This is a genomic window from Ruegeria sp. CDSB113, from assembly GCF_059611045.1.
Genome location: NZ_JBXWOU010000003.1, coordinates 154279 through 178604, shown reverse-complemented (window position 1 = coordinate 178604; position 24326 = coordinate 154279). Strand labels below are relative to the sequence as shown.

Genomic DNA, 24326 nt, shown 5'->3' with positions numbered 1-24326 from the left:
CCCTCCTTAAAACCGGGTGGCGGCGTAAGGCGACATTGATATTGGTGGGTCTTGCCCATCGACCAGCGCCCCGACGAGTTCCGCAGTTCCCGCAGATTGGGTCAGGCCCAAATGCCCGTGCCCGAAGGCGTAAACGACGTCCGCCGATTTACGAGACGCGCCAATCACCGGAATGCTGTCCGGCAAGGATGGACGGAACCCCATCCATTGCGTGCCACCTTCGGTTTTTAGTCCAGGCAGAAACGCCGCCGCCTTTTCCAACAAAATGTCGGCGCGCTTGTAGTTTGGCGGTAAGGTTAACCCGCCCAGTTCGACCGCCCCTCCGACGCGCACTCCACCATTTATTTTGCTGGCAACAAAGCCGTGGCGCGAGAATGTCAGGTGCATACGCAAATCAAATGCGCCTTCCGGCAAAGTCGTATTGTATCCACGCTCGGTTTCCAGTGGGATGCGATCGCCCAATGTTTGCGCGATGTGATGAGACCAGGCACCCGCGGCAACCACCACCTTGCTCGCTTCGATTGTTCCGTCCGCGCATGCGACCCGCACACCATTTTCCTGCGGTGACAAGGTTCGGATATCTTTCCATTCGATCCGACCGCCTCGCCACTGAAAGACCTCAGCAAGATGTTCGACCCATCGTTTTGGATCAACAGTGTTCAGCCAGTTCGGCGTAAACCCCGCATGGGTGAACCGAGGGCTGAGGCCCGGCTGCATCTCGGCAATTGCGGCCGGGCTTTCAAGCAGTTCAAATTCGATCCCGTGTTCGCGCCGCAAATTCCATGTCGGCAAACTGGCGCGGTATTCGGCCTCGCTTTCATACAACTGCATCTGCCCATCGCGTTGCAACAGGTGTTCGGCGTCGATGTTTGGCATCAACTGATCAAGCGCAGTTTTGGAAAACGCCATCAAACTGGCTTGCGTACCAAGCAAGTTTTCATAGCGGTCCGGTCGGCTGGCGCGCCAAAACCGGTACATCCACGGTGCAATTTTCAAGGCGTAGGCCGGCGGAATGGACAGTGGGCCCAACGGATCCAACAACCACTTTGGTGCTTTGCGCATGATGCCGGGCGTGGCTAGTGGTTCGACCTCAGAAAAGGCAAACGCCCCGGCGTTACCGGCTGATGTTTCAGCCGCGATGCCCTTGCGGTCCAGGACAAGTACGGAATGGCCCCGTCGTTGCAGTTCGAGCGCGGTCGTAATCCCAATTACTCCGGCGCCGATGACAACGACTTGTGAGGTCATGTTTCGATCCCGGCTCTGAAAGGATCGTTTTTGTTGAACAACAACGTCGCTTCGGCCATGACGAATGCCTGTCCGGTGATCGAGGGGATAACACCCCCGTTTGGCCCGGGCTGGTAAGACAATCGATAGGAACTGCCAATCACGCTTTGCTGGATGATCTCCTGGCCTGGCGCCAAACGTCGGTCGGCCGCCAGACAGGCCAGCCGAGCCGAGCTGCCCGTTCCACATGGTGAGCGGTCATAATTGTCATCGGGGCACAGAACGAAATTGCGACTGTGAACCGCCGGGTCCGGTGAAGATTCCTGTAGGATGACGTGGTCAATCGGTTCGCCATTTTCTCCACCAGCCCCTTGCGCGATCGAGGCTTCACGGATGGCGACCGTTACATCCTCCAGTACGCGAATATTCGCAGGCTCGACGGGGATCGGGCTGGGGTCAACGATAAAGAACCAGTTTCCGCCATATGCCACGTCCCCTGTGATCTGGCCGTAGCCCACGACATCCAGGGTAACGGCTTGATGAATTCTGCGGCTTTCAATGTTGGTCACGGTAACGGTGTTTGCATCGTGCAACTTGACCGTCACCACACCAGCGGGCGTTTCGATCCGGTGTTGACCCACGTCGATTCGCCCCAGATGTGCCAATGTGACCGCCAGACCGATGGTTCCGTGCCCACACATGCCCAAAACGGCGTCGACATCGAAATAGATCACACCAGTCGCGCATGTCGGATCAACCGGCTCGACCAGTAACGCAGCGACCATGGCTGGCTGGCCGCGCGGCTCTAACATGACAGAGCGGTAGAACGCCTGATGCTCAGTAGCCAGCCGCTGTGCTCGTTCCGACAACGGCCCAGAGCCCAAATCGGGCGCGCCATCCAGAATGACACGCGTCGGCTCGCCGCCTGTGTGACTGTCGATCACGTGCATTCAGCGATCACCCCACCCTGTTTCGACCAATCGGCATACCAAGTCTGGAACAGATCATATTGCTGTTCGCAATAGTTACGTTGTGCATCCGTCAACTCATCCGTTTCGTTAAAGTGCAATCGGTATTCCTGTTCCCCGTTCAGAACCAACAAGTGCTTGTAATACAGCACCAGATCCGGGCCTTCATCAAAGCTGGAAAGCACCTGAATCGCTTCGGTCAGTTCCAGCGCGCGCCGGCGGGCCTCAGCATGGCCTTGCGCCGCTTTTTTGGACAAAGCAGCCAGCAACAGCGCTTCGCGCGGCAAGGCTGTGCCAATCCCGGTGATCGACCCGGTTGCGCCGCAGTTTACGAACCCGTGGAAGACCTCGGTATCAACACCCACCATCAGGGTTACCTGATCATCCTGACTGGTAATGTTCTCGGCCGCATATCGCAGGTCGTCTTTACCGCCGAATTCCTTGAAGCCAATCAGATTAGAATGTTCTGAGCGCAGAGCAAAGAACAGGTCAGCCCGCGTAGCAAAGCCATAATACGGACTGTTGTAGATGATCGCCGGAACATCGGGGGCGGCTGACAAGATCGCTTTGAAGTGGTTCTTCTGTGCGGCAGGTGAACTGCCGCGAGACAGAACGCGCGGAATGACCATCAGGCCGACTGCACCTATCTTTTGCGCATGTGCCGCATGGGCCACGGCGGATTTGGTGTTGATGGCTCCGGTCCCGACCACAACGGGCAAACCCGCGTCGACCAAACGCTCGACACCTTCCATCCGCTGTGCATCGGTTAACAAGGGCCAATCCCCCATCGAACCGCAGTAGACCACGGCAGACATACCTGCGTCGATCATCTGCTTTCCTTTGTGCACCAACGCATCAAAGTCAGGCGTCCGATCGGGTTTGCATGGCGTCATCAGAGCGGGCATCGTGCCGGTGAACACATTGGTCGACATTGGTAAATTCCTCGATGGCTGGGCGGTTACACACGCTTTTGGAATCGCCATAACGGATATTGGATACAAAATCCAGAAAAATTGAAAGCGCGCCAAATCGATGATCGGGCGCGCTCAAATTACAAAATGGGTTTTTTCAGCGAAGCCTGTGACCTGTTTCGGGATCAAACAGCATCGCGCGTTCCGAACGCACTGACAGCCCGATGCGTTCACCCTGTTCGCTGCGCTGATCTTCTCGTTCCTCGACAATCAGTTTATCGCCATTGGGCGTCAGCAGATACGTATAGCTCACGCCGCCAAGCGCTTCGGTCAGGTCAACGGTGCAGGTATCGCCTGACCGATCCACTGCGATGTGTTCTGGACGTATGCCAAGGGTCACTTTACTCATCCCTGCCGGAGTATTGACAGGCACATCCAGCGGCTCGCTGAGAGCCGGGTGCGAAACCTTTCCATCGACGATGTCGCAATCAAGGAAATTCATGGCAGGTGACCCGATAAATCCCGCTACAAACCGATTGTCTGGGTCCCGATACAAATCCATCGGCGCGCCGACCTGTTCGATCCGGCCATCACGCAGCACAACGATCTTGTCGGCCATAGTCATCGCCTCGACCTGATCGTGAGTTACATAAATCATGGTCGCGCCAATTTCATTGTGCAGCCGCGCGATTTCGACCCGCATTTCGACCCGCAATTCGGCATCGAGGTTGGACAGGGGTTCGTCGAACAAAAACACCTCGGGACCCCGCACGATGGCACGCCCGATGGCGACCCGCTGGCGTTGACCGCCAGACAGGGCTTTGGGTTTGCGTTTAAGGTATTGATCCAACTTGAGGATGTTAGACGCTTCTTGCACTTTCTTATTGATTTCGGACTTTTCCACGCCATTCATGCGCAAACCAAAACCCATATTCTCAGCCACAGTCATGTGTGGATAAAGGGCGTAGGTCTGGAACACCATGGCCACGCCACGCTTGGCCGGGTCCATATGGGTCACTTCGCGGGCACCAATATGGATTTGCCCTTCGGTTGTTTCCTCAAGGCCCGCGATCATCCGCAGCAAAGTGGATTTGCCACAGCCCGAAGGGCCGACGAAGACACAGAACTCTCCATCTTCGATCTCCAGATCAATGCCGTGAATAACCTGCGTCTCGCCATACCGCTTGATCGCCTGGTTCAGAGTCACACCTGTCATGTTGCTTGCATCCTGTTTGTGTCGGCACTGGGACGGGTCTCAGGAAACCGCCAGGCCTGTGCTTCGGCTCCGATTTGTTCGGCCACACGGCGAACACGGGGAACCCAGGTTTCCAATTGGTCGAAATTCATCCGTTCGGTCGATCCGGTCACGGAAATCGCCCCCAGCATTCGCCCGCCCGAAGTCAGGACAGGGCAGGCAATGCAGATGATGCCGGGCTCATGCTCTTCGTCATCGACGGCATAGCCACGGCTGCGGATCAGTTGGAGATCAGCGCGCAACGCCGCCTCGGATGTCAGTGTCTTGTCGGTAAAGCGGTGGTAGCTTTGCTGGGACACTGCACGGTCCAGCGCGGCCTCATCCAAAAACGCCATCATGGCCTTACCGACGCCGGTGCAATAGGCCGGGCCGACCTTGCCAGCCTGCGAATACATCTCAATCGGCTGGGCCGCATTGCGTTTATCCACGTACAGCACCTGATTTGAATCGAGCTGCGCCAGATGCACCGTTTCCCCGGTTTCCCGGCTCAATGCATCCAGAAACGGTCGCGCAATCGGCGCGAGCGAGCTTTGTGTCCACGCTGCATGAGCCAGCCGAACCAATCGCAAACCAGGCGTATATGTCTGTCGGTCCGGATCATACGACAGCATTCCCTGATTGGTCAGCGTTTGCAGGAACCGATACAGGGTCGCCTTGGGGAAATTGCTGCTTTCCAACAGCTCTGCGAATCGAACCGGGCGCGCGAACGCAGCCACCTGATCCAGCACATCACATGCTTTTCCTATTGTTCCGTCACCAGCCACGGATGCCTGTTCTCCTCCAATTAACCCATCGCAATCGGCACGAGGGTCTTGACAAGACTAACCGAGTTGATGTGTAGTTTTCAATATATAAAACACAGTTTCATTATTTGGAACTGCAAAAGTATAAAATGGAAGCTAAGGGAGGAAACCATGCATTCCATGTACAAGCGCACTGCCGCCGCTTTGGCAGCCAGTGTCGCACTTGCCGCACCTGTCGCCGCCGAACTGACCGGCGAGCTGCGAATCTTTCTCGATACCTCCAACCCGGCGCCACGCGCGACGATGGAGGCAATGATCGACCGTTTTGCGGAACAGCATCCGGGACTGGAGATCGAAACCACGGTAATCGACCGGGAGGCGTACAAGACCCAGATCCGCAACTTCCTGACTGCGGATACGCCGGACGTGGCGACGTGGTATGCGGCAAACCGCATGAAGCCCTACGTCGAGGCAGGCCTGTTCGAAGATGTATCGGACTTGTGGGCCGAACCTGAGATCGCCGAAAATCTGGCCTCGACCAAAGGTGCGATGACCATCGACGGCAAGCAGTGGGGTGTACCCTACACCTACTACCAGTGGGGTGTTTACTATCGCAAAGACATCTTTGACGAGCTGGGCCTGACCGAGCCAACGACTTGGGAAGAAGAGCTGGCGAACTGCCAGAAGATCGTCGATTCCGGTCGCGCCTGCTATACGATCGGCACCAAGTTCCTGTGGACCGCTGGCGGTTGGTTCGACTACCTAAACATGCGCACCAACGGGTTCGACTTCCACAACCAGCTCGCCAATGGCGAAATCAGCTGGGAAGACGACCGGGTCAAGCAGACCTTCGCCAACTGGAAACAGCTGATCGACATGGGCGCGTTCGTCGACAACCATCAGACGTACAGCTGGCAAGAGGCCCTGCCCTTCATGGTGAACGGCGAAGCCGCCGCCTATTTGATGGGTAACTTTGCCGTTGCGCCTCTGCGCGAAGCGGGACTGACCGACGACCAATTGGACTTCTATCAGTTCGTTTCTATCAACCCGGATGTCGAACTGGCGGAAGATGCGCCAACTGATACGTTCCACATCCCGGCCAACGCATCGAATAAAGAAGCCGCGCGTGAGTTCCTGCGCTTTGCCGTTTCCGCGGATGAGCAAACTCAGATCAACAACGGCGCAAACCTGGGCCAGCTGCCTGTGAACGCTCAGTCGTCCGTCGATGCCGACAAGTTCCTGCAGCAAGGCTTTGAGATGCTGTCCGCCAACAGCCCCGGTGGCGTCGCCCAGTTCTGGGATCGTGACGCACCTGCTGAAATGGCGAAGGTGTCGATGGAAGGGTTCCAGGAGTTCATGGTCAAGCCGGACAACGCTGACCGTATCCTGTCCAAACTGGAACGCGCACGTCAGCGTATCTACGAAAACTAAACCGGTCGGGCCGGGCTTTTGCCCGGCCTGCACCACTTCGTGCGTAAGGCGGGTGCATACCCGGCTTACTCCTTTAATCCAAAACCGAGTGAGCGCATGTCAGCCGTCGATGTCCCTGAACAAGAAAGCTGGTTCCACAGAAATCAACAGCGCATAGCGCCCTGGCTCTTTCTGGCCCCGGGTTTGCTGTTCTTCATGGTCTATGTGATAATTCCAGTGTTCCAATCGTTCAACTTGTCCTTGTACGAATGGGATGGGCTTGGCGCTGCGGAATATGTGGGTTTTCGCAACTACGAAGACCTGTATTGGGAATTGGCCGATCGCGACGCGTTTTACATATCGCTGAAGAACAACCTGATCTGGTTGATCATGTACCTGCTGGCAATCCCGGCTGGTCTGTTCATTGCTCTGTTCCTGAATCAAACCGTCTGGGGCATTCGGCTCTATAAGTCACTGTTTTTCTTCCCCTTTGTCATCTCTCAGGTCGTCGTCGGACTCGTTTTCACGTGGTTCTATGATCCGACTTTCGGCCTGTTGAACGAATTCCTGGGATTCTTCGGCTTCGGCCCGCTGAATGTTCTGGGGGATGAGCGTTTCGTCACCTACGGCATCATCTTTGCCGGTCTCTGGCCGCAAACAGCTTATTGCATGATCCTGTATCTCACTGGCCTGAACGCTGTGGATCCTGAACAGATCGAGGCCGGACGTCTGGACGGTGCAAAAGGCGGGCGGATGCTGTGGCACATCATCCTGCCTCAACTACGCCCAGCCACCTTCATTGCTTTCGTTGTCACCATCATCGGCGCGCTTCGGTCATTCGATCTGATCTCGATCATGACCCAGGGTGGCCCGTTCGGTTCGTCCCGTGTGCTTGCCTATTACATGTTCGAAGTCGCGCTGTCAGAATACGGCTTCCGCATGGGATATGGCGCCGCCATCGCGGTGATCCTGTTCCTGATCATGCTGTGCTTCATCGCCTATTTCCTGTGGTCGATGTACCGCGAAGAAAGGGGGCATTAAGATGTTTCCCAAACCCATCGAAAAACAACCCCGCGGGGCTCAGATCACCTACCAGGCGATGCTGCCCCTGGCACTGCTGCTGTGGCTCGGCCCCCTGCTGGCGGTTGCGCTGTTCTCGGTCAAGCCGGCAGCCGACTTTACCAACGCAAACTACTGGGGGATGCCGTCCAGCTTTGAGGGTGCCTACAACTATGGGCAGGTGTTCTTCAACTCGGACATGCCGCGCTATTTGCTGAACTCGTTCATGATCACCATTCCAACAGTGATCGGGGCCGTTGCCCTTAGCTGTATGACCGGGTTTGCACTGGGGATCTATAAATTCCGCTCAAACATCTGGATCTTTTTCATGTTTGTTGCGGGCAATTTCGTCCCGTTTCAGATTCTAATGGTTCCAGTGCGCGATCTGACGTTGGAGTTGGGTCTCTACAACACCAAAACCGGCCTCGTCCTGTTCCACATCGCCTTCCAGACAGGCTTTTGCACGCTGTTCATGCGCAACTTTATCCGCGCCCTGCCCTTCGAACTGATCGAGGCAGCTCGCGTTGAAGGCATCAGTGAATGGCGCATTTTCTGGTACGTGGTCCTGCCGCTGATGAAGCCGGCTATTGCCGCGCTGAGCGTGCTGATCTTTACCTTTATCTGGAACGACTATTTCTGGGCTGTCGTCCTGACACAGGGCGCAGAAAGCCAACCCGTGACAGCAGGGATTACCAGCTTCAACGCCCAGTTCCGGGCGGCCTATCAATTAATGAGTGCCGGCTCCATCGTCGCGGCTCTGCCGCCGGTGGCCATGTTCTTCCTCATGCAGAAACACTTCATCGCGGGCCTCACCCTCGGTGCCGTAAAATAACGTCAAACCAAAGGTTTGCCACATGACCAAGATCACCTTTATCGGGGCGGGTTCCACGATCTTCATGCAGAATATCGTGGGCGACGCCCTGCTGACCCCTGCACTGGCCGACAGCCATTTTGCGCTGATGGACATCGATCCCGTGCGCCTTGCCGAAAGCGAAGCCGTCGCCAAGGCGATGATCCGCTCTGTCGGAACGGGGGCATCTGTCTCAACGCATACCGACCGGCGCGCCGCGCTTGAGGGCGCCGATTTTGTCATCACCGCCTTCCAGGTCGGCGGCTATAAGCCATGCACGGTGACGGATTTCGAGATCCCCAAACAATACGGCCTGCGCCAGACCATCGCTGACACCCTGGGCGTCGGCGGCATCATGCGAGGCCTGCGCACGGTTCCTGTTTTGTGGGACGTTGCACAAGACATGATGCAGCTCTGCCCAAACGCAACGCTGCTGCAATACGTGAACCCGATGGCGATCAACACATGGGCGCTGGCAGAACGTTTCCCGGCGCTGAAACATGTCGGCCTGTGTCACTCTGTCCAAAACACGGTCGAAGAACTGGCCCACGATCTGGACCTGCCCAAGGACGAGTTCCGCTACAAGGTGGCAGGCGTTAACCACGTGGCCTTTTTCCTGAGGCTGGAACACGAAGGGCGCGACCTCTACCCGGCGTTGCGGCAAGGGTATGCCGGCGGGCAAATTCCCAAACCACCGCTTTTGATGCCACGTTGCGCCAACAAGGTGCGGTATGAGGTGATGGAACATCTGGGCTATTTCTGCACGGAAAGTTCAGAACATTTGGCAGAATACGTTCCATGGTTCATCAAAGAAGGCCGCCAAGACCTGATTGAGCAGTTCGGCATCCCGTTGGATGAATACCCAACTCGCTGCGAAGAACAGATCGCCAGTTGGAAAGAACAGGCCAAGACCCTGACCGACGGGCGTGATATTGAAGTGATCCGAAGCCATGAATTCGCCGCTGACCTGATGAATGCGATCGTGACGGATACGCCCTACGTGGCGTATGGGAACCTGCCCAATACTGGACAGATCCCTCAACTCCCCCTTGGCGCGGCTGTCGAAACGCCTTGCCTTGTCGACACTAACGGTGTCCAACCTTCGGTCGTAACAGATATTCCGCCCCAGCTGATCGCGCTGATGCGCAGCCAGATCAACGTGCAGGAACTGACTGTGCGGGCATTGGTTGAGCAGAACCCAGAATACATTTACCACGCCGCTATGATGGACCCGCATACGGCCGCTGAACTGGACCTGCGTCAGATCCGCAGCTTGGTTAGTGACCTGTTGGTGGCACATGCCGATTGGTTGCCAGATTGGTGCAAACCCGCCAAGGCGGCCTGATCCCAATTTTAGAAGGCTTAAAAACAATGACAAAAAAACGCCGCTCTCAGCATTGGTATGGCAAGCTGGACAAGGATGGCTTTATCCACAGATCTTGGATGAAGAACCAAGGCTTTCCCGATCACGCGTTCGATGGTCGCCCGATCATCGGTATCTGCAACACGTGGTCGGAACTCACGCCCTGCAACTCGGGCCTGCGTGATCTGGCCGAAGGTGTCAAACGCGGCGTTTGGGAGGCCGGAGGATTTCCGGTCGAATTCCCGGTGATGTCACTGGGCGAAACCCAAATGAAGCCCACCGCCATGCTGTTCCGCAACCTGCTGGCGATGGATGTCGAGGAATCCATTCGCGCCTATGGCATCGACGGCGTGGTGCTGCTGGGTGGGTGTGACAAGACCACGCCGGGGCAACTGATGGGGGCTGCTTCGGTCGATCTGCCCTCGATCGTAGTCAGCTCGGGCCCGATGCTGAACGGAAAATACCGTGGCAAGGACATTGGATCCGGAACAGATGTCTGGAAATTTTCCGAGGCCGTTCGTGCCGGCGAGATGACCTTGAAGGATTTCATGAACGCGGAATCCGGTATGTCACGCAGCGCAGGTGTTTGCATGACCATGGGTACGGCCTCAACCATGGCGTCTTTGGTGGAAGCGATGGGTATGTCCCTGCCCACCAACGCCGCCCTGCCGGCGGTTGATGCCCGCCGTATGGCGCTGGCACACCTGACGGGTAAACGGATTGTCGAAATGGTGGACGAAGATCTTAAACCGTCGGACATCCTGACCAAGGAAGCGTTCGAAAATGCCATTCTGGCCAATGCAGCCGTTGGCGGCTCGACCAATGCAGTGGTGCATTTACTCGCGCTGGCGGGCCGCGTGGGCGTTGACCTGACGCTGAAAGACTTTGAAATCGGGTCGGAAATGCCGCTGCTGGTGAACTGCATGCCCTCAGGGAAATACCTGATGGAGGATTTCTGCTACGCAGGCGGTGTGCCCGTGGTTCTGAACGAGTTGAAACCCTTCCTGCGCCCCTCAAAAACCGTGCTGAACAAAGATATCTCGGCCCATTTCGAAGGGGCTGAGTGCTTTAACCCCGACGTCATCCGCCCCTTCGACGATCCGGTGAAACCCACCGCGGGATTGCGCGTGCTGCGCGGGAACCTCGCGCCCAACGGGGCCATTGTAAAACCCTCGGCCGCGACGGATGCACTACTGGAAACAGAAGCCGAAGCCTACGTTTTTGAGAGCATCGAGGACTTGAAAGCCAATATTGACCGGGATGATCTACCAGTAACGTCTGAAACCATTCTGGTCCTGAAGGGCTGCGGCCCAAAGGGCTATCCCGGCATGCCCGAGGTCGGCAACATGCCGATCCCGGCCAAACTGGTGAAGGAAGGCGTCCGCGACATGATCCGCATATCCGACGCCCGCATGTCCGGTACCGCATATGGCACGGTGATCCTGCACGTCAGTCCCGAGGCGCAAGCCGGAGGCACCTTGGCCCTTGTCAAAACCGGGGATCGTATCCGCGTGTCTGCCAGCAAGGGCGAATTGGAACTGCTGGTCGATGAAAAGGAACTGGAATCCCGCCGCACCGCGTGGCAACCGGAAGATCCGCATTACACACGCGGTTACGCGAAACTCTATATCGACCACGTGCTGCAAGCCGATCAGGGCGCGGACCTAGACTTCCTCGTCGGCAAAGACACCCGCCTTGTGACCAGAGAGAGCCACTGATGGACCATCCAGCCACTTTTCACGATCTAAACGGCGCCTCGGTCTATATTACCGGCGGCGGCTCAGGTGTAGGGGCCGCACTGACAGACGGTTTTTTGGCCCAGGGCGCAAACGTTGCCTTTATCGGCCGCTCGGACGCCAGCGCATTCGTTGAGGAAATGCGAGACAAACATGGCCGCGCGCCGCTGTTTATGCAGGGCGACATGACGGATACCGAATTGCTGCACGCCACTATGCAAAAGGCTGCCGAGGCACATGGACCTTTGGATGTGTTGGTCAACAACGCCGCTAACGACAAGCGTCACTCGCTTGAGGAAACCACTGCCGAGTTCTGGGACTGGATGATTGAGGTGAACCTCAAGGCCTACTACTTCGCCTGCCAGGAGGCTGCGCGCCAAATGGCTGGCAAAGGGGGTTCAATCGTCAACTTCAGCTCGATCAGCTACATGATGGGGAATGCGGGGTATCCTATCTATACGACGTCGAATGCCGGGATTACCGGGATGACGCGATCTTTGGCACGCGAATTGGGGCCGCAAAAAATTCGTATCAATGCGCTGGCTCCCGGATGGGTATTGACGCAAAAGCAACTTGATATGTGGGCCACGCCGGATGACCTGGCAGCGCATTTGGAGCGCCAGTGCCTGAAGGAACACCTGACGCCCGAAGACATGATCGCACCGACATTGTTCCTGGCCTCGGATGCCAGCCGCGCGATGACCGGACAGTGCATGGCCGTCGATGGCGGCGTTGTAATAACGGGGTAAGGCCATGAATGCAGAGTGGATAGCCGTCGACTGGGGAACATCCCAACTGCGGGCCTGGGCCATGCAGTCCGACACCGTACTGGCGCAAAGGCAGTCTGACCGCGGCATGGCGCGTCTGAGTAGAGATGACTTCCAATCTGCCTTGCTTGACATGATCGCCGACTGGTTGGGCGCTGAACCTGTCGACGTTGTGGCTTGCGGCATGGTCGGTGCGCGGCAAGGTTGGGTCGAAGCACCCTACTCGGCCGTCCCGTCAGCACCGCTGCCGGATGCGCCTATACGAGTACCGGGAACCGATGCCCGGATACGCGCATTCGTGGTACCTGGTCTCAAACAGAACGCACCGCCGGACGTTATGCGCGGTGAGGAAACTCAAATATCTGGCTTTCTGGCAACCCGCCCGAACTGGGACGGGGTTATTTGCCTGCCCGGGACGCATTCAAAATGGGTTCAGATCAGTGCAGGAGAAGTCGTGAGCTTTCGAACGTTCATGACAGGTGAGATGTTTGAACTGCTCTCCGAGCAATCAGTGCTCAAGCATTCAATCAGTGACGGCTGGGACGCCGACGCCTTCGCAGAAGCTACGGCAGACGCGTTGTCCAAACCCGAACAATTGGCTGCGCGCCTGTTCGGACTGCGAGCGGCGGATTTGTTGCACAATCAGGACAAGGGGACAGCCCGAGCCAAGTTATCCGGGCTTTTGATCGGGGCCGAGTTGGGCGCAACACGCCCCTACTGGTTGGGGCAGCAGCTGGCAATCATCGGCGCTGAAGGGATGTCCCAAATCTACACACGTGCGCTGCAACTGCAGGGCGCTTTCGTGGACACCGCTAACGCAACTCAATGCACATTGGCAGGCCTGTCGCAGGCCCGCAAATTAACGAGGCAAACCTCATGAGCCGCCCCATAATCGCCATTTTGCGTGGCTTGCTACCGTCAAAAGCCGTCGATGTAGGCCATGCCCTGATCGAAGCCGGTATCGACAAGATCGAGGTGCCGTTGAATTCGCCTGACCCGCTGAACAGCATTGAATCGTTGGCCAGCTCATTCGGCGATCAAGCATTGATCGGCGCTGGTACGGTTCTGACCCCCGAACAGGTCGAAGCCGTTTCGCAAGTTGGCGGTAAGCTGATCGTTTCCCCTAATTATGACGCCGAGGTCATTGTGCGGTCTGTCGCGCTAAACATGCAAAGTTGGCCGGGCGTCTATACCCCGACCGAGGCGTTTGCTGCGCTAAAAGCTGGCGCCACTGGCTTAAAACTGTTCCCCGGTGTCATTGCCGGGCCAGTTGGTTTGGCCGCAGTGCGACCGGTACTGCCGTCGGGCACTTTGGTCTATGCCGTTGGCGGCGCTGGACCTGAGAATTTCGCCGAATGGATCAAGGCCGGGGCAGATGGTTTCGGCATCGGATCGGCCCTGTTCAAACCGGGAATGTCCATCGCAGAGATTGCCGGTCAGGCCAAGCGGATCGTCGCTGCCTATGACGAGGCTGCTGGATGAGCTTTGTTTTTGACGACCGTCCATGTGAGCTAGGCGAAGGGCCCCTATGGCATCCTGAACGCAAACAACTGTTCTGGTTCGACATCATCAACAAACGTCTGATGACGCAGACCGGGGATGAGCAACACAGCTGGCAGTTTTCGGAACATGTCTCAGCGGCAGGTTGGGTGGACCGGGATACAATTGTGATGGCCTCGGAAACCGGCCTGTGGCGATTTGGTTTGGATAGTGGTCAAAAAGATCTGATCGTCTCGCTTGAGGCGAACAACCCGGTCACCCGCTCCAATGACGGGCGCGCAGACCCGTGGGGCGGGTTTTGGATCGGGACAATGGGAAAAAACGCCGAACAAGAGGCGGGCGCGATCTATCGGTACTGGCAGGGCGAATTACGCCTTCTTGTGCCCGAGGTCACAATCTCCAACGCGATCTGTTTTGCCCCAGACAGGCCCTGCGTCTATTACACCGATACAGTCACACAACAGGTTAGGCGCTGCTCGCTGGAGCCTGAGACGGGGTGGCCCGAAGGCAATAGCACGGTGTTTCTCGACCTGAGCGCTGATGAACTTTTTCCCGATGGCGCTGTGGTCGACGCAGAAGGCAATATCTGGATCGCCCAATGGGGGGCAAACCGTGTCGCCTGCTATGACCCGAACGGGCGGTTTCGGCATGCCGTCTCGTTTCAGGCCGCACATACATCTTGTCCCGCCTTTGGCGGCGACGATCTGACGACGCTGTTTTGCACCACTGCCCGTCAGGGGTTGGACGCAAACACTGTTGAAACACAACCAACCAATGGCATGACCTTTGGCGCATTGGACGCGGGCACAGGCCAGGCAGAACACAGAGTCCTTATATGAAACCAGAACTTGGTGTTTGCTATTACCCGGAACATTGGCCCGAGGCCATGTGGGCCGAAGACGCGGCTCGAATGGTTGAAACTGGCATAAGCTGGGTCCGGATCGGTGAGTTTGCCTGGAGCCGAATGGAGCCGGTTCCTGGCGATCTGCAGTTGGATTGGCTGGACCGTGCAATCGAAACGCTTGGGGCGGCTGGGATCAAGGTTGTACTGGGGACGCCCACTGCGACACCTCCGCGGTGGATGCTTGAGAAACATCCCGACATGCTGGCAGTGGATGCGCAAGGAAACCCCCGAAAATTTGGCTCACGCAGGCACTATTGTTTTAGCCATCCGGGTTATGTCCAAGAATCCGTCCGCATCGCTCGGATCATGGGCGACCGCTACGGGCGAAACCCGCATGTTGCGGCATGGCAGATCGACAATGAATATGGCTGTCACGATACGACCGTCAGCTATGGCCTCGCCGCTCTGCATGCCTTTCAGCTTTGGCTAAAGGATCAATACGGCAGCATTGACGCGCTAAACGAGGCATGGGGCAATATATTCTGGGCGATGGAGTATCGCGATTTCGACCAGATTGATCTGCCCAATTTGACAGTGACCGAACCCAACCCGGCGCAGGTTCTGGCGTTCCGGCGTTTCAGTTCGGATCAGGTCGTTGCGTATAACAAAGCCCAGGCAGATGTACTGCGCGCTTTGACGGATGCGCCGTTGTTGCACAACTATATGGGTCGAGTGCTGGATTTCGACCATTTCAAGGTTGGCGCAGATCTGGATATCGCCACATGGGACAGCTATCCAATCGGCTTCCTCTCTGACCGGCTTGAGGCGGATGAAGCCCACAAAACCGCCTTTCTTCAGCAGGGCGATCCGGACATGCAGGCATTTCATCATGACCTGTACCGCGCGGTCGGGCGTGGGCGTTGGTGGGTGATGGAGCAGCAACCCGGCCCGGTGAATTGGGCACCATACAATCCAGCGCCACTACCCGGAATGGTTAAGCTTTGGTCGCTTGAGGCAGTGGCGCACGGGGCAGAGGTCGTCAGCTATTTCCGCTGGCGGCAGGCCCCGTTTGCACAAGAGCAAATGCATGCGGGGCTGCTGACACCCAACAACCGCCCTGCCCCGGCCCTGACCGAGGCAAAGCAGTCTTCGGACGCGTTGTCAGAAATCGGCAACGTTGTGCAGACACAGGCCCAGGTGGCCATCCTGTTCGACTACGCCTCGGATTGGGCTTGGTCGACACAGCCTCAGGGCGCTGGATTTGACTATTTCCGTCTGGTTTTCTCGGCGTATCGCGCCTTGCGGCGGGCGGGCTTGTCTGTGGACTTCGTGTCCTCAACCAACATACCGCGTGTTGGCTACAAGTTCATCCTTGCTCCGGGGATAGCCACCGTGAGCGACAATTTGGAACGTCAATTGGCGGAGGCCAGTGATCTGCTCATCCTGGGTCCACGCAGCGGGGCGATCACACATGATTTCCAGATTCCCCGGGCACGACCCGGCCTAAACGGTCTGAAATGCGACGTCGATCTGGTCGAGACCCTGCCGCCCAATATACGGCGTGGCGTTGAAGGCGGCGGCGCGGCGCAACATTGGATCGACAGGGTTTCGGGGGTTGCCCCCAATTTGCTGACATTTGCAGATGGCACCCCTGCGCTTTTGGGTGAAAACTGTCTTTGGTATCTGGCAGGTTTCCCGGATGACACATTGTGGGACCGGGTCGTTGAAATGGCCGCGCGAAAAACCGAGGTTACCCTATTTCCGATGCCCAAAGGGTTGCGCCGTCGCGAGACGGCCACACATGTTTTCTTGATCAATTACAACGCGCAACCGGTCGCATGGAACGGTGAGGTCGTTGACGCCTGTGACGTAGCTGTCACGCAGAAAGATGCGCCCGAAGAGGAATAACCTCTCCGGGCGCACGTTTTGGATTTAGCTTCAAAACCTACTGGTCAGTCTGCAGGCTGTTGGGGTCGAACACGCCCCCAAAGCCACCGTTGTTTGAAGGTGGAGTTTCAGTATCCGAACTCTCGTCTTCCGCGTCCCCGCCCAGTGCATTCGGCGCGAAGACGTTGCCAAAACCACTGTTGTTCGACGGTTTCGGTGTGGATTGCTGGGCACCACCTTGTTCGGCTTCTTCGGCCTCGCGCTTCTTACGCTGTTCTTCGCGCTGCTTGCGCAACTCTTGAATGCGTTGTTCCGCTTCCAGGCGTTTCTGCTCTTTCACATTGGCGATGCATTGGCCGGGGTTGTAGGCCGTTGCGGTGCCAACAACGGTGATCGTCGCAACCGCAAACACAACCAGTAGGACAGCCGCCATGTTGCCAGAAAAGAAGCTGGGTAGCTTAATCTTGCCGGCCAGTTCCTCAACTGTGGCGCTCTTACGGGCTGCGGCCACCAGCTCCTGACGCTTCAGCTTGGCTTCGTTCAACAAGGCAAAGAATACTGTCAACGCCACGATGATGAAGGCCAGAGCCGAAATGGCGGGCGTGATACCATACCGGACCTTTTGCGCCAGTTCGATCGTCAGCGTCGGGTATTCACCAAAGGTGAAAGTGGTGGTGTTGTAGTTCTCGAACGAAGCGAGGAACGCCAGAACCGCCGCCGACGCAATCGCAGGACGCATGAAAGGCAACAGGATCTTGCGGAAAGCCTGAGCATGCGTTGCACCAAGGTCCAACGCCGCTTCGGTCAATGCCACATCGTAACGCTGCAGGCGCGCCACCAGAACCAACATGCAATAGCTTGCAATAAAGGTGGATTGGCCGATTACCGTCAGGAAGATACCGTTAGACAGGAAGCTATCTGCACCCAGTCCCAGCATCCGATTGATCCGATCCCAGAACACCAAAGTCGAGATGCCCAGAACAACACCCGGGATCAGGATCGGAGCGATGATGATCGTGTAGTAGGTCGCCCGCAACTTAGGCCAGATCTGCGTCAGCATCAGCGCCCCGGCCAGACCCATCGCCACCGACAGAACAACCGTTCCGGCGCCAATGATCAGCGAGTTCTTGATGCCGTTCAGGATACGCTGATCCTGAAACAGCTCGCCGAACCACTGGAAGGTCAGACACTCCCACGGCGTCATCCGTGGGAAAGCCGATGAGTTGAAGGCCGTGACCGACATGATCACCAACGGACCCAGCAGGTATAGGAAGAAAATGACCAGATAGACCCAGATGCTTACACGAAGGAAGGAATTATTCATTTCCCGATATCCCCCATGTTCACCTTGAACAGGCGCATCATTGCCAGCACGAACAGGATACAGGTCACCAGAAGAACGATGGCGTAGGCGGCACCTTGCGGCCAGTCATTGTTGTCATTGAATTGCTGGTAAATCAGCTGCGTGAACCACAGACTGGACGGTCCGCCCAGGATTTGTGGCGCGGCCAGCGCACCGGCGCTTAGCATGAACACCATGGTACAGCCCGAGCTGATGCCCGGTTTGGCGTAAGGAATAACCACACGCCAGTGAATCCGCCACCACGGCGCACCAAGATCGCGCGCCGCCTCGATCTGGTTTTTATCCAGACTTTCGATCACGTTGTACATCGGGAAGATCATCAGCAGGATGTAGGCGTAACCCAGACCGGCATAGAGCGCGATGTCATTGCGAATAAAGTCAAATGGCGTATCCCAGATGCCCAGCCCCACGAACAGGGTATTCAAAACACCGGTCTCACCAAAGATAATCCGCAGGGCAAATGCACGCAAAATCTCGTTGATCCAGTAAGGGATGATCAGCATGATCGCGAAGATGCGAATGTGGTTGCCTTTGGACTGACCCAGATAATAGGCAATCGGATAGCAGAGGATCAGGTTGAAGATCGTCACACAGACCGCGGCCAGCAGCGTGCGAAAAAAGACCCTCAAGTCGACTGCATTATAGGACTGACTACCGCCTTCAGGGCCATAGATCAGGTATTTGTAGTTCTCCAGCGTATAGACGTCCTTGGGCCCGCCAATCTCGGGCGGTGGCAGGTTCGGACGGAAGGAGAAATCCAGCATCGACAATTGCGGCAGAATGATCAGACCAATGGTCCAGAACAGGACCAGACCCAATATTGCGGCGCCCATGCCGATGCCGTTTCGGTTGAAGAATTCTTTCAGGAAGCCTGGCATAGTCGGCCCCCTTATTCCGCGGCCAATTCACCCGCCGGAACCAGAACCGCATTGCGGGTCTCATATTCCAACGTGATGTTTTGGCCTGTGTGGTCATCGAAGGATTGGCCGAGATTTGGCAAGGACACCTTGATCTCTTTACCGCCGTCACCTTCGGTGAAGATGTTAAAGACGTTACCTTCGAATTCTTCGTGGTTCACCCGCGCGGTGACAAAGTGATCGCCTGTCGCACCATCGGCAGCGATCGCAAAAGCTTCGGGGCGAATGAACATCATGGCGTCATCCCCAACTTTCAGCTTTCCTTGGTTGGCGGACGAGATACGTGCAACCAATTCACCAGACCGGTTCGTTGAAATCAGCGCTTCGTTCCCCATCATCTGTTTAACTTTGCCGCGGAACACGTTGTTTTCACCTACGAAAGAGGCCGCGAAGGCAGTGTTGGGATCATTGTAGATGGTTTTACCATCAGCGATTTGATCAATCACACCAGCCCGCATGACCGCAATACTGTCTGACATGGTTAGGGCTTCGCCCTGATCGTGGGTGATATAGATGAAGGTGATGCCGACGCGCTTTTGAATCTCCCGCAGCTCGGTGCGCATATGCTGGCGCAGTTTGAGGTCCAGCGCGGACAACGGTTCATCCAGCAGCAGCACATCCGGTTCCGCACATAGCGCGCGGGCGATGGCAACCCGTTGGCGCTGACCGCCGGACAGCTCGCTTGGCAGTTTGTCACCTTGGTCGGGCAGCGCGATCATGTCTAGCAGCTCATCGGCACGCTTTCGGCGCTCTTTTGCGCTTGCGCCGCTGATCTCTAATGAGAAGGTGATATTCTCCCACACTTTCATCAGTGGGAACAACGCGAGGTTCTGAAAAATCAAGGCGGTCGGACGTTTGTTCGGGCCGATGCCCCGCATATCCTTGCCGCCTATCAGAACTTTGCCTTCGCTTGGTTCCAGAAAGCCCGAAACTGCCCGCAGGATCGTTGTTTTGCCGCACCCCGAGGGACCGAGAAACGAAAAGAAGTCGCCCCCGTTGATGTTCACGTTTGCATCCCTCACGGCGACAAAATCACCGAAACGGATCCACAGGTTCTCAAGATCTACACCGACCCCTGCACTCATTTTTGGTATCTCCGTCAGGTACGGTCCATGACCGCACCGAAATAGCGTCCGTCACGCCGTTGTGGCATGCGGGTTGATAGCCCTCCGCGCAGTGGCGGAGGGCACCTTGTCAAAGCAATCAGGCGCTTTTGAACTTGTTGACGAACTCGGTCCGAGTTTCGGCATACCACGGAGCCTCAGCAGGCCATGGGTTCAGGTTTGCCAGCGAGTCGCCCGGATAGGCCTCGGCGAAGTTCTTCTTGTAGGTGTCGCCCGCATATTGGTCGGCACCCAGAACTGGCGAGTTGTAGCCGTGGCTGTCGATGGCAACACCTGCAGGCTTGGCCTGATAGGCGAAATCGATGAAGGCATAGACCTGATCGATGTTCTGCGCACCGGTCGGCATCGACATACCGTCGACCCATGCCATCGCACCTTCGACCGGAGCCTGATAGTGCACCGGCTCACCAGCTGATTTCAGCGCCAGCGGCGGACCATCCCAGGTCTGGCCAACAATAACGCCTTCGTTCAACAGGCCGTTTTTCTGAGTGTCGGCATCGTTCCAGATCAACTTGATCCGGTTCTTCCGCTCGACGCACCAGTCGGTGATCTGACCCCAGACCTTGCGCATGGTGTCTTCGTCGCCGTACGCGGCCCACACAGAGCCAGGCTCCATCTCACCAGAGGCTTCCATATACAGACCCGCGCCCAGCATCATCGAGTGCGCGCGGCCCATGGTCTTGCCTGCGTTTGCTTCAGACCAGACGTCCCCATAGGACGGGGCGTCGCCTTCGGGCAGCCACAGGTCGGTGCGGTAGGCAATGCCCTCGGTGCCCCAGATATGCGGTAGCCAGTGCACTCCGCTGTCAGCAAAGTTCCAGGCGTCGGTGCCGATCTGCGCCATCGCAGGGTTCACCAGATCAATCGGAACCTTGTTCATATCGAAGGGCTGCAACAGTTCCAGCGGCCCCCACTGCAGCGAGCGGTTGTTCGTCGGCGATACGATGTCAAAGCCTTGGCCCTTGGTGGCCTTCATCTTGTTGATGATTTCTTCGTTCGACCCGATGCCGGTGTAGTTCACCTTGATCCCGGTCAGAGTTTCAAACTCTTGCAGGAATGCGGGCGGCAGATAGTCCGACCACATAAGAATGTTGATTTCACCCGAAGATGCCAGCGCGCTTTTGCTGTAAAGCGGTGCTGCCAGTGCTGCTGCGCCCGCGCCTTTCAGGACCGAGCGTCTGGAAACGGTTTTCCGTTCAGCCATATTTTAGTTCTCCCGTTATTGGACTGTGTTGTTTTGTTATTATGGGTGCCACGCTAGAACTTTGCGGGGGCATTGTCAGGCCAAAAGTGACGGATTGGGAACTTCGTATGTCCAGATTGCGATTTAATCTAGCAAATATGGCTAGTTACCCCCTAGGACCGCAGTCACATATTGAGACCGAAGTAGCCTATTTCTGCAACGTTTCTTAAGAAATTGACACAGCTGCCCGTCCGGCCCGGGACCAGATTTTGGGCCGCAATCCAATTGGGGAAAAGCGGGTTCTGTCATGCCAGACCGAAAGAAATTACGCCAAAAACAGTCATAAACTGCATGCTTTTGGCAACGCACGCAGACCTCGGGGCTTACTATGCGGGGCACAGACAACGTTCCAAGCAGTATGAAAAGGGGCATTCGCGTACTGTGCCGCACCTTTCGATCATCAGGCGCGGCTCGCGGTCATTTCCTCATGGACAGGCCCTGATGAAACAGGTGAATCTTGCCCGGATCTGCCGAAACGGCAACGGTTTGGCCCCGCATGTTTTTTTGGACCCCCGGCAGTTTTGCGATTGTGGGGTCCTCCCCGTCTTTTGCCGCAAAATACAACAGCGTGACCTCGCCAAGGGCTTCGGTAAAGTCCACAGTCCCTTCCATAATCGGATTGCTTTCAACGGGGTGAAAGTCTTCGGGACGCACGCCGATATTCACCTGTTTACCCTCGTCAGCCGCATTGGTCGGAATGTTGGTCACCGCGATCCCACCACCATCCAGTTTTACGACGGTACTCTCACCAGTCTGCGTGATGACCCCCGGCAACAGGTTCATCGCAGGTGAGCCAATAAATTGCGCGACAAACTCATTGTCAGGCGTTTCATATAGTTCGAGAGGGGTGCCGACCTGCGCGATCCCCTTGTTGGCCAGGACAACAATCCGAGTGGCCAATGTCATCGCTTCGACCTGATCGTGGGTGACATAGACCATCGTGCTGTCGGGCATTGCCTCTTTCAGACGCGCGATTTCGATGCGGGTCGCGACGCGAAGCGCTGCGTCAAGATTGGAAAGCGGTTCATCGAACAGATAGACCTTTGGATCGCGCACGATCGCCCGACCGATTGCAACCCGTTGCCGCTGACCACCGGAAAGGGCCTTGGGAAGGCGGTCCAGAAACGGTTCCAGCTGTAGGATACGAGCGGCGCGGTCAACGGCTGCATCAACCTCGGTTGACGGCATCTTGGCAATCTTCAACGCAAAAGCCATATTTTCGCGCACCGTCATGTGCGGATACAGGGCATAGCTTTGGAAAACCATCGCAATGCCCCTTTGCGCGGGCGGCACGTCGTTCATCACTTGGCCTTCGATCTCAAGCGTTCCGCCAGTGATCTTTTCAAGCCCTGCAATCATGCGCAGCAACGTGGATTTACCGCAACCCGAAGGCCCGACAAATACAATTAATTCACCGCGTTCGATGTCGAGATTAATGTTCTTTAGGACATCGACATTGCCATACGTTTTAGCGACATCCGTGAGATTGAGTTCAGACATGACTTACCCCTGTACCCGAGCCATCAAACAGAATTGGGCCGCACCGAGGGTTATTGTCCCCGCCCCTGCGACGCCGCCCAACTCCTCCCCGATAACCTGCCAGTTACCGTCGGGCAGTGTGACTTCCGCGCTGTCAGATCCCAGATTGAATACACAAAAGACCTGCTGGGCATCGTCCTCACGCAGGAAGGTCAGGATCGGGCCCGACTGGGTCATGTCGAGCTGCTGCCCTAACATCAGTGCAGAATACGCGTGGCGCAACGCAATCGCGCGGCGATAGTGATGCAGCATCGAGTTTGGTTGTTGCTCCAAACGGTCTACCGCTTGCTCGGCTTGCGTTTGGCTGACGGGCAACCAGGGGGCACCAGTACTGAACCCGGACTGTTCGTCCTGCGCAGCCCAAACCATCGGAGTGCGGCATCCATCACGGCCCTTGAATTCCGGCCAGAATTCTATGCCGTAAGGGTCCTGCAGATGTTCAAAGGGCACATCCGCCTCGGGCAGGCCAAGTTCTTCGCCTTGGTACAAACATGCTGATCCGCGCAGGCACATCATCAGCACTGCATGTTGACGGATGGCCGCGTCGTCCAGCCCCCACCGCGACGCGTGGCGCTGAACATCATGGTTTGAGAACGCCCAGCAAGGCCATGCATCGCCAGCCTTTTCTTCCAACTGATCAAACACCTGCTTGGCGTATGCGGCGGTCAAAGCGCGCTTTTCGAGAAACTCAAAGGCATAGCACATATGCATGCGTTTATCGCCGCTGGTGTACTCGCCCATGATCTCAAGACCGCGCTGAGCGTCGCCAACCTCACCCAAACAAGCGCGGCCTTCGTATTCGTCCGTAAGTGCGCGCAACCGCTCGAGGAAGGCGATGTTTTCAGGCTGGCTTTTGGAATAGAGGTGATCCTGATGGTTATAGGGGTTCACCAACGGCGCGATCGAGGCATTGCGCTGATCCATCGGCAGACCAGGATTGTCGCGCAGTTGTTTGTCATGGAAGTAGAAGTTAATCGTGTCCAGACGGAAACCATCCACGCCCAAGTCCAGCCAGAACCGCGCCACATCCAGCAATGCATCCTGCACGTCCGGGCAATGGAAGTTCAGATCTGGCTGCGACGTCAGGAAATTGTGCAGATAGTACTGAAGGCGTCGGGAATCCCACTGCCATGCGGATCCGCCAAAAATCGACAGCCAGTTGTTTGGTGGCGTCCCGTCGGGTTTGGGATCAGCCCAAACGTACCAGTCGGACTTGGCATTTTCGCGACTAGACCGGCTTTCCTTGAACCATGGGTGCTGATCCGACGTATGTGACAGCACGAGGTCGATCATCACCTTCAGCCCAACTGAATGCGCCTGATCCAAGAGTTCCTTAAAATCCTCCATGCTGCCAAACATCGGATCAACGTCACGATAGTCGCTGACATCGTATCCAAAATCCTTCATCGGCGATTTGAAAAATGGCGAGATCCAGATCGCGTCGACACCAAGCGACGCGATGTAACCAAGCCTTTGGGTGATACCCCTAAGGTCTCCGATTCCATCGCCGTTGCTGTCCTGAAAACTGCGTGGATAGATCTGGTAGATCACCCCGCCCCGCCACCAGTCGGCGGATGCTTTGGTTGCTGTTTCGAGTTTCACGGTGTTCTGCACGTTCATCAG

Annotated in this window: 21 protein-coding genes; 10 read left to right on the top strand and 11 right to left on the bottom strand. The window is 56.6% G+C overall.

Features of this window, described 5'->3' with window-relative positions:
- Positions 1–6: 6 nt before the first annotated feature.
- The 5 genes from AC2FIS_RS07660 to AC2FIS_RS07640 form a co-directional block, all read right to left on the bottom strand.
- Positions 7–1245, bottom strand: coding sequence for an NAD(P)/FAD-dependent oxidoreductase (locus AC2FIS_RS07660; protein ID WP_496772679.1), 1239 nt, complete (start codon positions 1243–1245; stop codon positions 7–9).
- Positions 1242–2174: a 4-hydroxyproline epimerase gene (locus tag AC2FIS_RS07655; RefSeq protein WP_496772678.1), complete on the bottom strand. Its 933-nt coding sequence runs from the start codon at positions 2172–2174 to the stop codon at positions 1242–1244. Before AC2FIS_RS07655 ends, AC2FIS_RS07660 begins: the two co-directional genes overlap by 4 nt.
- On the bottom strand, positions 2165–3124 hold the full coding sequence (locus AC2FIS_RS07650) for a dihydrodipicolinate synthase family protein (protein WP_496772677.1): 960 nt from the start codon (positions 3122–3124) through the stop codon (positions 2165–2167). Before AC2FIS_RS07650 ends, AC2FIS_RS07655 begins: the two co-directional genes overlap by 10 nt.
- Positions 3125–3260: 136 nt before the next feature.
- The gene (locus AC2FIS_RS07645; protein ID WP_496772676.1) at positions 3261–4319 is read right to left on the bottom strand and encodes an ABC transporter ATP-binding protein; all 1059 of its coding nucleotides are present in this window, start codon (positions 4317–4319) and stop codon (positions 3261–3263) included.
- Positions 4316–5122 (bottom strand): IclR family transcriptional regulator, encoded by an 807-nt coding sequence (locus AC2FIS_RS07640; RefSeq protein WP_496772675.1) that lies wholly within the window; start codon positions 5120–5122, stop codon positions 4316–4318. The genes AC2FIS_RS07645 and AC2FIS_RS07640 overlap by 4 nt, the downstream gene beginning before the upstream one ends.
- 150 nt (positions 5123–5272) lie before the next feature.
- On the opposite strand from AC2FIS_RS07640, the gene AC2FIS_RS07635 reads away from it, so the two are divergent.
- From AC2FIS_RS07635 to AC2FIS_RS07590, 10 genes are all read left to right on the top strand, one after another.
- Positions 5273–6532, top strand: coding sequence for an ABC transporter substrate-binding protein (locus tag AC2FIS_RS07635; RefSeq protein WP_108859651.1), 1260 nt, complete (start codon positions 5273–5275; stop codon positions 6530–6532).
- Between the two features lie 96 nt (positions 6533–6628).
- Positions 6629–7552 (top strand): carbohydrate ABC transporter permease, encoded by a 924-nt coding sequence (locus AC2FIS_RS07630; RefSeq protein ID WP_058271993.1) that lies wholly within the window; start codon positions 6629–6631, stop codon positions 7550–7552.
- A 1-nt stretch (position 7553) separates the two neighbouring features.
- The gene (locus tag AC2FIS_RS07625) at positions 7554–8402 is read left to right on the top strand and encodes a carbohydrate ABC transporter permease (RefSeq protein ID WP_058271994.1); all 849 of its coding nucleotides are present in this window, start codon (positions 7554–7556) and stop codon (positions 8400–8402) included.
- Between the two features lie 22 nt (positions 8403–8424).
- A complete protein-coding gene (locus AC2FIS_RS07620; RefSeq protein ID WP_496772674.1) occupies positions 8425–9765 on the top strand; it encodes an alpha-glucosidase/alpha-galactosidase in 1341 nt (446 codons plus the stop codon).
- A gap of 26 nt (positions 9766–9791) precedes the next feature.
- A complete protein-coding gene (locus tag AC2FIS_RS07615; protein ID WP_496772673.1) occupies positions 9792–11501 on the top strand; it encodes an IlvD/Edd family dehydratase in 1710 nt (569 codons plus the stop codon).
- Entirely contained in the window at positions 11501–12268 is a 768-nt protein-coding gene (locus tag AC2FIS_RS07610) for an SDR family NAD(P)-dependent oxidoreductase (protein ID WP_496772672.1), read from the top strand. Before AC2FIS_RS07615 ends, AC2FIS_RS07610 begins: the two co-directional genes overlap by 1 nt.
- 4 nt (positions 12269–12272) lie before the next feature.
- Positions 12273–13166, top strand: coding sequence for a 2-dehydro-3-deoxygalactonokinase (locus AC2FIS_RS07605; RefSeq protein ID WP_496772671.1), 894 nt, complete (start codon positions 12273–12275; stop codon positions 13164–13166).
- Positions 13163–13768 carry a 2-dehydro-3-deoxy-6-phosphogalactonate aldolase gene (locus AC2FIS_RS07600; protein WP_496772669.1) on the top strand — a complete coding sequence of 202 codons (606 nt, stop codon included), beginning with the start codon at positions 13163–13165 and terminating at the stop codon, positions 13766–13768. Before AC2FIS_RS07605 ends, AC2FIS_RS07600 begins: the two co-directional genes overlap by 4 nt.
- A complete protein-coding gene (locus AC2FIS_RS07595) occupies positions 13765–14625 on the top strand; it encodes an SMP-30/gluconolactonase/LRE family protein (RefSeq protein WP_496772667.1) in 861 nt (286 codons plus the stop codon). Before AC2FIS_RS07600 ends, AC2FIS_RS07595 begins: the two co-directional genes overlap by 4 nt.
- Entirely contained in the window at positions 14622–16538 is a 1917-nt protein-coding gene (locus AC2FIS_RS07590; protein ID WP_496772666.1) for a beta-galactosidase, read from the top strand. The genes AC2FIS_RS07595 and AC2FIS_RS07590 overlap by 4 nt, the downstream gene beginning before the upstream one ends.
- Positions 16539–16575: 37 nt before the next feature.
- Here AC2FIS_RS07590 and AC2FIS_RS07585 read toward each other — a convergent pair whose 3' ends face one another.
- The 6 genes from AC2FIS_RS07585 to AC2FIS_RS07560 all read right to left on the bottom strand — a co-directional run bounded on the left by AC2FIS_RS07585 (position 16576) and on the right by AC2FIS_RS07560 (position 24323).
- A complete protein-coding gene (locus AC2FIS_RS07585; protein WP_496772665.1) occupies positions 16576–17841 on the bottom strand; it encodes an ABC transporter permease in 1266 nt (421 codons plus the stop codon).
- A complete protein-coding gene (locus tag AC2FIS_RS07580) occupies positions 17838–18758 on the bottom strand; it encodes an ABC transporter permease (protein WP_058272003.1) in 921 nt (306 codons plus the stop codon). Before AC2FIS_RS07580 ends, AC2FIS_RS07585 begins: the two co-directional genes overlap by 4 nt.
- Positions 18759–18769: 11 nt before the next feature.
- Positions 18770–19882 carry an ABC transporter ATP-binding protein gene (locus AC2FIS_RS07575; protein ID WP_496772664.1) on the bottom strand — a complete coding sequence of 371 codons (1113 nt, stop codon included), beginning with the start codon at positions 19880–19882 and terminating at the stop codon, positions 18770–18772.
- A 118-nt stretch (positions 19883–20000) separates the two neighbouring features.
- Complete coding sequence (locus AC2FIS_RS07570) at positions 20001–21125, bottom strand: extracellular solute-binding protein (RefSeq protein WP_108859641.1); 1125 nt, start codon at positions 21123–21125, stop codon at positions 20001–20003.
- Positions 21126–21581: 456 nt separating this feature from the next.
- Complete coding sequence (locus AC2FIS_RS07565; RefSeq protein ID WP_496772662.1) at positions 21582–22664, bottom strand: ABC transporter ATP-binding protein; 1083 nt, start codon at positions 22662–22664, stop codon at positions 21582–21584.
- A gap of 3 nt (positions 22665–22667) precedes the next feature.
- Complete coding sequence (locus tag AC2FIS_RS07560; RefSeq protein ID WP_496772661.1) at positions 22668–24323, bottom strand: alpha-glucosidase; 1656 nt, start codon at positions 24321–24323, stop codon at positions 22668–22670.
- Between the last annotated feature and the right edge of the window lie 3 nt (positions 24324–24326).

Coding starts and splice junctions, on each gene's coding strand:
- AC2FIS_RS07625 (WP_058271994.1), top strand. CDS start 7,554: ATGTTTCCCAAACCCATCGAAAAACAACCCCGCGGGGCTCAGATCACC.
- AC2FIS_RS07580 (WP_058272003.1), bottom strand. CDS start 18,758: ATGCCAGGCTTCCTGAAAGAATTCTTCAACCGAAACGGCATCGGCATG.
- AC2FIS_RS07585 (WP_496772665.1), bottom strand. CDS start 17,841: ATGAATAATTCCTTCCTTCGTGTAAGCATCTGGGTCTATCTGGTCATT.
- AC2FIS_RS07570 (WP_108859641.1), bottom strand. CDS start 21,125: ATGGCTGAACGGAAAACCGTTTCCAGACGCTCGGTCCTGAAAGGCGCG.
- AC2FIS_RS07590 (WP_496772666.1), top strand. CDS start 14,622: ATGAAACCAGAACTTGGTGTTTGCTATTACCCGGAACATTGGCCCGAG.
- AC2FIS_RS07600 (WP_496772669.1), top strand. CDS start 13,163: ATGAGCCGCCCCATAATCGCCATTTTGCGTGGCTTGCTACCGTCAAAA.
- AC2FIS_RS07620 (WP_496772674.1), top strand. CDS start 8,425: ATGACCAAGATCACCTTTATCGGGGCGGGTTCCACGATCTTCATGCAG.
- AC2FIS_RS07615 (WP_496772673.1), top strand. CDS start 9,792: ATGACAAAAAAACGCCGCTCTCAGCATTGGTATGGCAAGCTGGACAAG.
- AC2FIS_RS07630 (WP_058271993.1), top strand. CDS start 6,629: ATGTCAGCCGTCGATGTCCCTGAACAAGAAAGCTGGTTCCACAGAAAT.
- AC2FIS_RS07575 (WP_496772664.1), bottom strand. CDS start 19,882: ATGAGTGCAGGGGTCGGTGTAGATCTTGAGAACCTGTGGATCCGTTTC.
- AC2FIS_RS07605 (WP_496772671.1), top strand. CDS start 12,273: ATGAATGCAGAGTGGATAGCCGTCGACTGGGGAACATCCCAACTGCGG.
- AC2FIS_RS07560 (WP_496772661.1), bottom strand. CDS start 24,323: ATGAACGTGCAGAACACCGTGAAACTCGAAACAGCAACCAAAGCATCC.
- AC2FIS_RS07655 (WP_496772678.1), bottom strand. CDS start 2,174: ATGCACGTGATCGACAGTCACACAGGCGGCGAGCCGACGCGTGTCATT.
- AC2FIS_RS07595 (WP_496772667.1), top strand. CDS start 13,765: ATGAGCTTTGTTTTTGACGACCGTCCATGTGAGCTAGGCGAAGGGCCC.
- AC2FIS_RS07635 (WP_108859651.1), top strand. CDS start 5,273: ATGCATTCCATGTACAAGCGCACTGCCGCCGCTTTGGCAGCCAGTGTC.
- AC2FIS_RS07610 (WP_496772672.1), top strand. CDS start 11,501: ATGGACCATCCAGCCACTTTTCACGATCTAAACGGCGCCTCGGTCTAT.
- AC2FIS_RS07645 (WP_496772676.1), bottom strand. CDS start 4,319: ATGACAGGTGTGACTCTGAACCAGGCGATCAAGCGGTATGGCGAGACG.
- AC2FIS_RS07650 (WP_496772677.1), bottom strand. CDS start 3,124: ATGTCGACCAATGTGTTCACCGGCACGATGCCCGCTCTGATGACGCCA.
- AC2FIS_RS07660 (WP_496772679.1), bottom strand. CDS start 1,245: ATGACCTCACAAGTCGTTGTCATCGGCGCCGGAGTAATTGGGATTACG.
- AC2FIS_RS07565 (WP_496772662.1), bottom strand. CDS start 22,664: ATGTCTGAACTCAATCTCACGGATGTCGCTAAAACGTATGGCAATGTC.